General features: G+C 68.1%; 11 protein-coding genes. 10 read left to right on the top strand and 1 reads right to left on the bottom strand.

Translation table 11 applies throughout. From position 1 onward, the window contains the following. Positions 1 to 14 precede the first annotated feature (14 nt). From ACTHNC_RS15735 to ACTHNC_RS15725, 3 genes are all read left to right on the top strand, one after another. Entirely contained in the window at positions 15 to 578 is a 564-nt protein-coding gene (locus tag ACTHNC_RS15735; RefSeq protein WP_440295565.1) for an SDR family oxidoreductase, read from the top strand. Positions 579 to 700: 122 nt separating this feature from the next. Then, positions 701 to 2,443 carry an MFS transporter gene (locus ACTHNC_RS15730; RefSeq protein ID WP_440295564.1) on the top strand — a complete coding sequence of 581 codons (1,743 nt, stop codon included), beginning with the start codon at positions 701 to 703 and terminating at the stop codon, positions 2,441 to 2,443. Between the two features lie 9 nt (positions 2,444 to 2,452). Then, positions 2,453 to 2,968, top strand: coding sequence for a MarR family winged helix-turn-helix transcriptional regulator (locus tag ACTHNC_RS15725; RefSeq protein ID WP_440295563.1), 516 nt, complete (start codon positions 2,453 to 2,455; stop codon positions 2,966 to 2,968). Between the two features lie 5 nt (positions 2,969 to 2,973). Here the strand turns inward: ACTHNC_RS15725 and ACTHNC_RS15720 are convergent, their stop codons facing one another. Continuing rightward, complete coding sequence (locus tag ACTHNC_RS15720; protein ID WP_440295562.1) at positions 2,974 to 3,753, bottom strand: hypothetical protein; 780 nt, start codon at positions 3,751 to 3,753, stop codon at positions 2,974 to 2,976. 186 nt (positions 3,754 to 3,939) lie between these two features. On the opposite strand from ACTHNC_RS15720, the gene ACTHNC_RS15715 reads away from it, so the two are divergent. The 7 genes from ACTHNC_RS15715 to ACTHNC_RS15685 all read left to right on the top strand — a co-directional run bounded on the left by ACTHNC_RS15715 (position 3,940) and on the right by ACTHNC_RS15685 (position 11,091). Further along, entirely contained in the window at positions 3,940 to 4,794 is an 855-nt protein-coding gene (locus tag ACTHNC_RS15715; protein WP_440295561.1) for an ABC transporter ATP-binding protein, read from the top strand. Then, positions 4,791 to 5,675, top strand: coding sequence for an ABC transporter permease (locus ACTHNC_RS15710; RefSeq protein ID WP_440295560.1), 885 nt, complete (start codon positions 4,791 to 4,793; stop codon positions 5,673 to 5,675). Before ACTHNC_RS15715 ends, ACTHNC_RS15710 begins: the two co-directional genes overlap by 4 nt. Positions 5,676 to 5,735: 60 nt before the next feature. Further along, positions 5,736 to 6,830 carry an ABC transporter substrate-binding protein gene (locus tag ACTHNC_RS15705; protein WP_440295559.1) on the top strand — a complete coding sequence of 365 codons (1,095 nt, stop codon included), beginning with the start codon at positions 5,736 to 5,738 and terminating at the stop codon, positions 6,828 to 6,830. A 116-nt stretch (positions 6,831 to 6,946) separates the two neighbouring features. After that, positions 6,947 to 8,575, top strand: coding sequence for an ATP-binding protein (locus tag ACTHNC_RS15700; RefSeq protein ID WP_440295558.1), 1,629 nt, complete (start codon positions 6,947 to 6,949; stop codon positions 8,573 to 8,575). Further along, complete coding sequence (locus tag ACTHNC_RS15695; RefSeq protein ID WP_440295557.1) at positions 8,572 to 9,240, top strand: response regulator; 669 nt, start codon at positions 8,572 to 8,574, stop codon at positions 9,238 to 9,240. The genes ACTHNC_RS15700 and ACTHNC_RS15695 overlap by 4 nt, the downstream gene beginning before the upstream one ends. A gap of 133 nt (positions 9,241 to 9,373) precedes the next feature. Further along, on the top strand, positions 9,374 to 10,276 hold the full coding sequence (locus tag ACTHNC_RS15690) for an ABC transporter ATP-binding protein (RefSeq protein ID WP_440295556.1): 903 nt from the start codon (positions 9,374 to 9,376) through the stop codon (positions 10,274 to 10,276). Beyond that, entirely contained in the window at positions 10,273 to 11,091 is an 819-nt protein-coding gene (locus tag ACTHNC_RS15685; RefSeq protein ID WP_440295555.1) for an ABC transporter permease, read from the top strand. Before ACTHNC_RS15690 ends, ACTHNC_RS15685 begins: the two co-directional genes overlap by 4 nt. The last annotated feature ends 50 nt before the right edge of the window (positions 11,092 to 11,141 follow it).

The following is an 11,141-nucleotide window of genomic DNA, read 5'->3' as shown; positions in this document are numbered from 1 at the left end:
CCACCGAAAATTGTGTGGTGTTTGTGGCGGCGGGGTGGGGGTGGGGGCCGTCGTTTTTTTTTGGGGTGGGGGGGGGGTTTTCCGTGGGTTATCGCCCCCCCCCAACACTCGACTCCGTGCTGCACGTCGCAGGGGTGGTCGACCTCGGTCCCGTGTCGGAGCTGCCCGCCGAGGTGTGGCGACGCACGCTCGACGTGAACCTCGCTGCGCCTGCCGAGCTGACCCGGCTCGCTCTGCCCGCACTGCGCGCCACTCGCGGACGGGTCGTGTTCGTGAACTCGGGCGCCGGGCTCAACGCGTCGCCGAGCTGGAGCGCCTACGCGGCGAGCAAGTTCGGACTGCGCGCACTCGCGGATGCCCTGCGTGCCGAGGAGCGCGGCAGCGGCGTGCGGGTGACGAGCGTGTTCCCCGGCCGCACCGCGACTCCGATGCAGCAGAAGGTGCACGAGCAGGAGGGCGCGGAGTACGACGAGGCGGAGTGGATACGTCCGGAGTCCGTGGTGACGGCCGTGCTCACCGCGCTCGACCTGCCTCGGGACGCCGATCTCACCGACATCCGCGTTCGCCCAGGCGCGTAGTCCAAAGAATCGTTCGACAGCGGTCCAACTTCGGCCGCGCGCGACTATAGTTGTTTCACAACAAGCAACTACTTTCGGGCGTGCCGGATCGCGCACCCCTGCCGAGCCGTTCCTGGAGTTCTGTGACACCCGCCACCACACCGCCGCCATCACGAGCCCTGTTCACGAAGGAGCACCCGCACTACAAGTGGGTCACCCTCAGCAACACCACGCTGGGCATGCTCATGGCCACGATCAACTCGTCGATCGTGATCATCTCGCTGCCCGCCATCTTCAAGGGCATCCAGCTCAACCCGCTCGAGGCGGGCAACGTGAGCTACCTGCTCTGGATGCTCATGGGCTACATGCTCGTGACCGCCGTGCTGGTCGTCACGTTCGGCCGCCTCGGCGACATGTACGGCCGGGTGCGCATCTACAACCTCGGCTTCGTGGTCTTCACGGTGGGGTCGATCGCGCTCGCGTTCGATCCGTTCACGAACGGCGCGGGCGCGATGTGGCTGATCGTGTGGCGGTTCGTGCAGGGCATCGGCGGTGCCATGCTGTTCGCGAACTCGACGGCGATCCTGACGGATGCCTTTCCCGCGAACCGGCGCGGAATGGCGCTCGGCATCAACCAGGTCGCCGCGATCGCGGGAAGCTTCATCGGCCTCATCGTCGGCGGCCTGCTCGCCGTCATCGACTGGCGCGCCGTGTTCTTCGTGAGCGTTCCGATCGGCGTGATCGGCACCATCTGGTCGTACATCTCCCTGAAGGAGGTGGGCACGAAGAACCCCGGCAAGCTGGACTGGCCCGGCAACATCACGTTCGCGGTCGGCCTCGCCGCGCTGCTCACGGCCATCACGTACGGCATCCAGCCCTACGGCGACAGCTCCACCGGATGGGGCAACCCGTGGGTGATCGGCGGCATCGTCGCCGGGATCGTGCTGCTCGTCGTGTTCGCGTTCATCGAGCTGCGCTCGCATGCCCCGATGTTCAACATGCGGCTGTTCCGCATTCGCGCGTTCGCGATGGCGAACCTCGCCGGGCTGCTGGCCTCCGTCGGCCGAGGGGGCCTGCAGTTCATGCTCATCATCTGGCTGCAGGGCATCTGGCTGCCGCTGCACGGCTTCAACTACGCGGACACCCCGCTCTGGGCCGGCATCTACATGCTGCCGATCACGATCGGCTTCCTCATCGCCGGGCCGCTCTCCGGCGTGCTCTCCGACCGGTTCGGAGCGCGGATGTTCGCCACCGTCGGACTCCTCATCGTGGCTGCCACCTTCGTGCTGCTGCTCGTCATCCCGGTGAACTTCGAGTACTGGCAGTTCGCGATCATCACGGGACTCTCCGGCATCGGATCCGGCATGTTCGGTGCACCGAACCGCACCGCGATCATGAACAGCGTTCCCGCGAATCAGCGAGGCGCGGCATCCGGCATGGCGGGCACCGTGCAGAACGCCGGAACGTCACTGTCGATCGGGCTGTTCTTCTCGCTGCTCATCTCCGGCCTCGCCGCGTCGCTGCCTTCGGCGCTGTACAACGGCCTCACCTCGCACGGTGTGCCTGCCGCTGCCGCGCAGAAGATCTCCGAGCTGCCGCCGGTGGGCAGCGTATTCGCCGCGTTTCTCGGCTACAACCCGATCCAGAGCCTGCTCGGCCCGACGGGTGTGCTCGACAAGCTGCCGAAGGCGGACGCCGCGGTGCTCACCGGCAAGGAGTTCTTCCCGCAGCTCATCCAGGGCTCGTTCCACGACGGGCTCGTCGTCGTGTTCATCGCCGCCGCGATCATGTCCTTGATCGGCGCGGTCGCCTCGTTCAGCCGGGGCAAGAAGTACGTGCACGTCGACACCACGCCGACGCGTCTTCCCGACAAGCAGACGGCCTAGGATCGACGGATGCCCGCCCCACTGCACCAGGAACGTCGCGATGCCACCCCCGGCGGCGCGTCACCGGCCGGCGCCGACCGTGCGGAGACGGCGGCGCGCCTGGCCGTCGTGGTGGGGCGCATCAACCGGCGCATCCGCGCCGTCGGCGAGGGACTGACCCAGGCGCAGCTGTCCGCACTGTCGAGCATCGTGCGCAAGGGACCGCTGCGCCCCGGCGACCTCGCCCGCATCGAGTCGGTCGCGGCGCCGAGCGCCACCAGGGTCGTCGCCGAACTGGAGTCGCGCGGCCTCATAGAGCGGGAGCCCGACCCCGCCGATGGGCGTTCATCGCTGGTGAGCGCAACGAACGCCGGCCAGGCGGCCGTGCGGGCCGCCCGCGCCGAGCGGGCCAAGCGCATCTCGGTGCTCCTGGCCGGACTCGACGACGATGAACTGGCCACCGTGGTGGCCGCACTCGACGCGCTCGAGATCGTCGCGGTGCACGTGCCGCTGCCGCCGGGAGCCGAGGCCGATCGCGCCGAGTGAACGCCCTAGGGCTCCTCGTCGTCTTCGATGACCTCCTCGCGGCTGTAGTCGACGCCCTCCTCGGCCGAACCGGAGAACGCGTCGCCGAAAGCCTTCGGGTCACCGAGCCGCTCCTGAACCCGCTCGGGGTCGTCGGCGTCGCCCTCCAGCTGGTCGAGGATGCCGTTGGTCTGGTCGAACGGGTGCGCCACGTCTTCCGCGAGCGAGCCGAGGTTCGGCTCTGAGCCGGATGCATCGCCACGCACGAAGCGCTCAGAACCCTCGCCACCCGAGTCATCCTCCCGCTGTTCTGAGCCGTCCTCCCGCTGGTCGGGCTGGTCGGGATGCGCCGACGACGAGCTGTTCGCCGGCATGTCGGCCGTGCCAGGCACATTGAGCACCTCGGCCGCGTTGCTGTCGGCCACGGGGCTGCCCAGCGACGAGTCGCTCGAAGCGGAGGCCGCCGACCCAGCGCCAGTGAGGTCGGGTACGCCCGGGTTCGGGGCATCCGGCGCGCCCGGCATTGGCTCGGCCGGGCTCGGCACGGTCGACTCGGTGGGTGTGGGGATCGTCGGCTCTGATGGCGACGGCGGGTTCGGTTCGGGGGATGGGACACCCGGACCGCCCGGCTGGTTCGGCTGATCCGGCGTGATGTCCGGCTCGGTCGGCCCGCCAGGGCCTGAGGGCGCGCCGGGCGGAACCGGACCGCCGGGCTGCACCGGATCCTGCGGGTCGCTGCTTCCCGGATCGACGTGCCCGGGCGGCGTGGGCAGATCGCTGCCTTGCGAGTTCGATGTGTCAGTCATGATGGCACGCTCGCTCGCCGGCGAGCCGGATTCCAGGGGTTGACGAGGCGCACCACGCGCTGGTGAGCAGAACGCGCAAAACGGTGCGAAACGCGTTAATCGACGGCTATGGCGCACAAGCGAGACAAGCTCACTTGAGTTCGCACACCATGGTCCATCACCTAAAAGACAGAGAGGTCTGGACTGATGAGTGAACGCACTCCTCGCCGCGACCGCGCTCCGATCGCAACCGAAGACGCGGCACGCATCGAGATCCAGGGACTGACCAAACGGTTCCTCACCCCGAAGGGCGAGCCCTTCACCGCCATCCGCGACGTCACGCTGACCGTCGAGCCCGGCGAGTTCTGCGCCATCGTGGGACCGACGGGATGCGGCAAGTCCACGACGCTGGCACAGGTCTCCGGGCTCGAGAAGCCCAGCGCAGGCGGTGTCCGCGTCGGCGACAAGCTGGTCGACGGCATCACGAACGGCGTCAGCTACATGTTCCAGGCCGACTCGCTCTTCCCGTGGAAGACCGTGCTCGGCAACGTGATGATCGGACCGACCCTGCTCGGCACCCCGAAGGCCGAGGCAACAGCGCTCGCGCTGGACTGGCTGCGCCGGGTCGGACTGGCCGGCTTCGAGGACCGGTACCCGCACCAGCTCTCCGGCGGAATGCGCAAGCGCGTCGCCATGGCGGCCGCGCTGATCAACAACCCGCGCATCCTGCTCATGGACGAGCCCTTCGGAGCGCTCGACGTGCAGACCAAGGCGATCATGCAGACGGAGCTGCTGCAGCTGTGGGAGCAGTTGCGGCCATCCGTTCTCTTCATCACCCACGACCTGGACGAGGCCGTTGCGCTCGCCGACAAGGTCGTGATCATGACCAGCAGCCCGGGCACCGTGAAGGACGTCTTCCAGGTCGACCTGCCCCGGCCTCGCGGCGACGTGCAGGAGATCAGGCACGAGCAGCGCTTTTTGGAGATCCAGGGGCGGATATGGGAGTCACTCAAAGAAGAGGTCACCAGGGCATACGAGCAGACGACGGGGGTCGCGGCATGAGCGCCACAACAGCCCAGCACGCCGGCTACTACGTGATCCCTCCGGACGAGGTGGCCCTGCAGGCATCCGCCCGACGTGCGCGCAGCAGGCGCACCATGTGGGTCTGGATCGGCCGGGCGGCACTCCTCGTCTTCGTCATCGGCGGCTGGCAACTGTGCACGCAGCTCGGCTGGGTCGACAAGTTCTTCTACGGGCAGCCATCGGGAATCTGGAACAGCCTCGTCAAGCTCTTCACGCAGGGCACGGCGTTCGGTTCGATCTGGGAGAACCTCTGGATCACCGTGCAGGAGGCGCTCCTCGGCTTCCTGCTCGGTACGGCCGCGGGCGTCCTCTTCGGAATCGTGCTCGGCTCGAACCGGTACCTCGCCTCGGTCTTCGGACCGTACATCAAGGTCGTGAACTCGATCCCCCGCATCCTGCTCGGCGCGATCTTCGTGGTCGCATTCGGACTCGGGATGTTCCCCAAGGTGCTGCTCGCCGCGGTGCTGGTGTTCTTCGTGGTCTTCTTCAACGCCTTCCAGGGCGTGCGTGAGGTCGACCAGAACCTGGTCGCGAACGTTCGTGTACTCGGCGCCTCACCGTTGCAGGTCGCGCGTCACGTGACGATCCCGTCGGCCATGACGTGGATCATCGCGAGCCTGCACACCGCGTTCGGCTTCGCGATCATTGGTGCGCTCGTCGCCGAGGTGCTCGGCGCCCAGAAGGGCATGGGCCTGATCATCACGCAGGCGTCGGGCAACTTCGATCCGGACACGGTGTTCGCCTGCATGGCGATCATCGCCGTCGTCACCCTCGTGGCCGAGTACCTCATCACGCAGCTCGAACGCGTGCTGCTGCGCTGGCGGCCCCCGAACCGTTCAGAGACGCAGCAGGCCATCTGAACTCCCCCACCCTCGCACCACCTCGGCCGGAATCGGCCACGACGAAAGGAAAGCACTCACATGCACGCACGCAAGGTGTTGGCAGTGGCTGCGGCCGGAGCATTGGCGCTCGGCCTCGCCGCCTGCAGCAGCAACGGAAACAGCGGATCGGGCGGTTCCAGCCCTGCAGCAAAGTCCGTCCCCACCGTGAAGCTCATGGTCGGCGGCATCGACAAGCAGATCTACCTGCCGTACCAGCTGGCGCAGAACCTCGGCTTCTACAAGAAGTACGGAGTGAACGTCGAGCTGTCCACCGAGCAGAACGGCGGCGTCGGCGCCGAGGATGCCATGGCATCCGGCCAGGTGGACATGGCGGGCGCGTGGTACATCCACACCGTCGACTTCCAGGCCAAGGGCAAGGACGTCATCAATCTCGTTCAGCTCTCCGGCGCTCCTGGCGAACGCGAGATGTGCGGAACGAAGAGCGGCGTGCACTCGGCGGCCGACTTCAAGGGCAAGACGCTCGGCGTCACCGACCTCGGATCGGGAACGGATGAGCTGACCCAGTTCCTGGCATCGCAGCACGGCATCTCCAAGACGGACTACCACACGCTCGCGGTGGGGGCCGGCTCGACCGCGATCGCGGCCATCCAGCGCGGCTCCGCCGACTGTGTCATGACGACGCAGCCGACCGTCGGTGCGCTCGAGTCCAAGAACCTCGCGACCACGGCGGTCGACCTGGCCACCACGAAGGGCGCCCAGAAGGCGCTCCGCGGGGCATGGCCGGCAGCGGGTCTGCTCGCCCGTGCCGATTGGGTGAAGTCGCACCAGGATGCCGCCCAGAAGGTGGTCGACGCACTCGTGGCCACGATGCACTGGATCAGCAGCCACTCGGCCGCCGACATCGCGAACAAGCTGCCGTCGGACTTCGTGCAGAACGCGACGATCACCAAGCAGCAGTACATCGCCGGACTGACCACCGACAAGGGCCAGTTCCTGCCGGACGGCATCATGCCGGCCGGTGGTCCCAAGGTGATCTTCAACATGGAGAAGACGCTCGGCGTCGACACCTCGAAGATCACGTACGCCGACACGTTCACGAACAAGTACGCCGAGGCCGCCAACAAACTGGAGGGCTTCAAGACCACGACGACCCCCGCCGGAGCGAACGGCTGAGGTAACTGGAGCACTGCGGGCCGAGGGAGGGCACCTCTCGGCCCGCTTTGCTCGCTCGCGGCAGCCTTTCACCCACGACCAGTCACTTCCCAAACGGAACCAGGAAAATAGCGGCTATGTCGACGACGACACGGATGCCTTGGCGATCATGGCCGCTCGCCACCCAGATCCTGGTCTGGGTGCTGTGCATCCTCATCGTCACCAGCGCGATCGGCGCGATCGTGTACGCGCAGATCAGCAGCGCAACCGTCGACGAGCAGTACCAGCAGCGATCGCTGGCCGTCGCCTCCTCGGTGGCGCAGATGCCGCAGATCATCGACGACGTGGCGAAGGGCGACCCGCAGCACAGCATCCGCACGTTGGCCGAGCAGGTGCGCAAGGCGACCGGCGCCAGCTACGTCGTCGTGACCGATCGCAACGGCGTGCGGTTCTCGCATCCGAACCCGGCGCTCATCGGGCAGAAGCTCGAGGAGCCCGTGGCCGTTCTCGACGGCCGCACTCACGTCGGCATCGACCCGGGCAGCCTCGGCCGGTCGGCGAACGGCAAGGCGCCCATCTTCGACTCGGCGCACAAGGTGATCGGGCAGGTGTCCGTGGGCATCCTCGAGACCGAGGAGTCGGCCGACAACGCGCGTGACATCGCGCTGATCGCCGGATACTCGCTGCTCGCACTCGCGGTCGGCGCCGTCGGTTCACTCATTCTCGCCCGCCGTATCAAGCGGGTTACGTTCGGCCTCGAGCCCGCCTCGATCGCGGCCTTACTGCAGGAGCGCGAGGCCATGCTGCACGGTATCCGGGAGGGGATGATCGGATTCGACGCGTCCGGCCGAGTCACCGTTCTGAACGGGGAGGCGCGCCGTCTGCTGGGGCTGGAAGGCGAGGCCCTGGGGCGACGGCTGGACGACATCCTGCCGCCGGGACGGCTGCGCGATCTGCTGACGGGCGCGCTGCCGGCATCCGACAGCAACATCCTCACCGACGACGCGCTGCTCGTGGTGAATCGGATGCCCGTGGCGCTCGCCGGCCGCGACATCGGTGCCGTGGTCACGCTGCGGGACCGCACGGAGGCCGAGGCGCTGATCCGAGAGATCCAGGCGATCGGCGGCTTGAGCCAGGCGCTGCGTGCGCAGGAGCATGAGTACGCGAACCGGCTGCACGTGATCGCCGGCCTCATCGAGCTCGGCGAGTACGACCAGGCGAACCACTATCTCGCGCAGATCTCGCACACACCGTCGTCGGTCGACGACGACCTGCGGTCGCGGATCGCACCGGCCGAGCTCGTGGCGCTGCTCACCGCGAAGTCGGCCGTCGCCGTCGAGCGCGGCATCAGGCTCGCCGTGACGCCCGACTCCCGGCTGGAGGATCCGGCGGTCGGCCCCGAGGTGCTGCTCACGATCGTGGGCAACCTGGTCGACAACGCTTTCGACGCGGTCGACGAGCTGCCGGGCGAACGCTCGGTGACTGTGCGCATCGTGCAGCACGACGAGCTCGTGATCGACGTGACCGACAGCGGACCAGGCGTGCCGGATGCCCGCATCCACGACGTGCTCCGCGACGGCTACTCCACGAAGCGGTCGCGCTCCGGCAAGCGGCGCGGCCTCGGGCTCGCGCTGATCAGCCGCATGGTACGGCGGCTGGGAGGATCGATCACGGTGCATCCGGGTCCTGGAGGTCACTTCGAGGTGCACCTGCCCGTTCCGACACCGAAGACGACACGTCCGGCCGAAAGCGAGGTGACGGCATGATCAGAACCCTGGTCGTCGACGACGACTTCCGGGTGGCGCACATCCACGCCGAACGCGTCGCCAGGGTGCAGGGCTTCGAGTGCGTCGGCGAGGCGTACACCGCAGCCCAGGCGCGGGAGGCGATCGAGCAGCTCGAACCCGACCTTCTGCTGCTCGACGTGTACCTGCCCGACGAGAGCGGCATCTCGCTGCTCAAGTCGCTGCACAGCATGGATGCGCCGCCGGACTGCATCCTGATCACGGCCGCCCGGGACCTCGAGACCGTGCGCTCCGCGATGCGCGGCGGCGCGTTCTACTACCTGGTCAAGCCGTTCGGCTTCGACCAGTTCGCCAGGGAGCTGGAGGCCTACCGGGCATGGCGGGAACAGACGGCTGCCGAGGGCACCGCTGATCAGGCATCCATCGACGAGCTGTTCGGCATGCAGCGCACGTTGCGACCGGATGTCCTTCGCGGCAAGCTTCCGCCGTCGATGCACAAGGTGCTCACGACCGTGCGAGAGTCCGCCGAGCCGATCGGTGCTGCGGCCGTGGCGGACGCGCTCGGGATGAGCCGCCCCACCGCGCAGCGCTACCTGAGCGAGCTGGAGCGGCGCGGCCTGATCGAGCTGCACCTGGAGTACGGCTCAACGGGCCGGCCGACGAACACGTACCGCCCTAGGCGCTGAGGGCACCGGGCTGGGCCGGCCCGCTGGGCCTGCCGCGCTGAGTCTGCCCCGCTCTCTCGACACGCGGGCCCTAGACCGGTAGGTTCACCATTGGTGCTTCCCGGTTCACTCGGCGCGGCGAAAGGGGTCTTCGATGTCCACCGGCATCCCGATCCAGATCGACGGCATCACCAAACGATTCGGGAACGTCACCGCGGTGAGGGACCTGAGCTTCACCGTCGAGCCCGGCCGGGTCACCGGCTTCCTCGGTCCGAACGGCGCAGGCAAGACGACGACGTTGCGCATGCTGCTCGGGCTCGTTGCGCCCACGAGCGGCACGGCCACGTTCGACGGTGTGCGTTATCACGATCTTCCCTCGCCGCTCACGACCGTCGGGGCCGCCCTCGAGGCCGCGAGCTTCCACCCCGGCCGAACGGCCCGCAACCACCTGCTGCTGTACGCGCAGGCGGCTCGCATCGACCGCGGCCGCGTGGCCGAGGTGCTGAAGCTGGTGGGACTGACGGAGTACGCGGACCGTCGCGTCGGCGGCTACTCGATGGGGATGCGCCAACGCCTCGGCCTCGCGTTCACTCTGCTCGGGGATCCCGGCGTGCTCGTGCTCGACGAGCCGATCAACGGCCTCGACCCTGAGGGCATCAAGTGGATCAGGCTGTTCCTGCGCGAACTGGCCACGCAGGGCCGCACCGTTCTGGTCTCGTCGCACCTGCTCAGCGAGGTGCAGCAGAGCGTCGACGAGGTCGTGATCATCGCCAAGGGTGAGCTCGTGCACCGCGGCACGTTGGAGAGCCTCGAGGCCGGCGACCACGTCTCGGTACTGGTCGACTCCCCCGACCGCGACGCGCTCTCACGGGCGCTGGGCGCGGCGGGTCTCGAGTACGAGGTGGTGCGCAGCGGGCTCGTGGTGCGCGGCGTCGAGGCGGCGCAGATCGGCCACATCGCCTTCACCGCGGGCGTCGAGCTGAGCACGCTTCAGCGTCAGCGATCGGGCCTCGAGGATGTCTTCCTCTCGCTCGTCGGTGAGGGGGACTCGCTGTGAACGACTTCTTCGCGGGCATCCAGTCCGAATTCACGAAGCTCCTGACCACGCGCATGTGGTGGGTGCTCGCGATCGTGCTCTTCGGCTACGTCGCCCTGATCTCCGGCGGCCTCGGCACCCTGTTCGCGGCGCTCTCAACCGGTCATCTGCACACCGCGAACGGTCGGACGCCCAACTTCGGCCACCTCGCACCGCTGATCTACAGCTTCGCCAGTTCCGTCGGGTACGTCTTCCCCGTGCTGCTCGGCGCCCTCGCCACGACGGGCGAGTTCCGCCATCAGACGCTGACGCCGACGTTCCTCGCGAACCCGCACCGCGGCCGCGTGCTCGGCGCCAAGTCGGTCACCTCGCTCGTGATGGGCGCGGTGTACGGAGTGATCGCGCTCGTCGCCTCGGTGGGCGGTGGCGGCATCGCGCTCGCCGCCACCGGCGTCGACACACAGCTGGGCGACAGCGACACCTGGGCGCTCTTCGGCCGGGCGTTGATCGCGATGGCGCTCTGGGCCGTGATCGGCGTGGGGCTCGGCGTGCTGGTGCCGAATCAGGCCGCCGTCATCGTGATCATCCTCGCGTTCACCCAGTTCCTTGAGCCGCTGCTGCGCCTCGCAGGCAGCTTCTCGGATGCCGCCGGCTCCGTCACGAAGTTCCTGCCGGGCACCGCGAGCGACGGCCTCGTGGGCGCGAGCTTCTTCACGGTCTCCACGCCCGGCTCCGCCATCCTCGACTGGTGGCCGGGCGGCCTCGTGCTGGTCGGGTACGCGGTGCTGTTCACCGTGCTCGGCTGGCTGTTCACCTGGCGTCGCGACGTGACCTGAGCCGGCGACACGGGCCGATCTACTCCGCGGAGAGTACCCGGCGATACTCC

Source organism: Humibacter sp. (genome assembly GCF_051954055.1).
GTDB lineage: Bacteria > Actinomycetota > Actinomycetes > Actinomycetales > Microbacteriaceae > Humibacter.
The sequence above is the reverse complement of the archived record's forward strand: the minus strand, read 5'-3'. Positions and strand labels throughout refer to the sequence as shown.

Bases quoted from the DNA above. Each gene is read 5' to 3' on its own strand.
- ACTHNC_RS15725 (WP_440295563.1), top strand. From the start codon at position 2,453: ATGCCCGCCCCACTGCACCAGGAACGTCGCGATGCCACCCCCGGCGGC.
- ACTHNC_RS15720 (WP_440295562.1), bottom strand. From the start codon at position 3,753: ATGACTGACACATCGAACTCGCAAGGCAGCGATCTGCCCACGCCGCCC.
- ACTHNC_RS15715 (WP_440295561.1), top strand. From the start codon at position 3,940: ATGAGTGAACGCACTCCTCGCCGCGACCGCGCTCCGATCGCAACCGAA.
- ACTHNC_RS15710 (WP_440295560.1), top strand. From the start codon at position 4,791: ATGAGCGCCACAACAGCCCAGCACGCCGGCTACTACGTGATCCCTCCG.
- ACTHNC_RS15705 (WP_440295559.1), top strand. From the start codon at position 5,736: ATGCACGCACGCAAGGTGTTGGCAGTGGCTGCGGCCGGAGCATTGGCG.
- ACTHNC_RS15700 (WP_440295558.1), top strand. From the start codon at position 6,947: ATGTCGACGACGACACGGATGCCTTGGCGATCATGGCCGCTCGCCACC.
- ACTHNC_RS15695 (WP_440295557.1), top strand. From the start codon at position 8,572: ATGATCAGAACCCTGGTCGTCGACGACGACTTCCGGGTGGCGCACATC.
- ACTHNC_RS15690 (WP_440295556.1), top strand. From the start codon at position 9,374: ATGTCCACCGGCATCCCGATCCAGATCGACGGCATCACCAAACGATTC.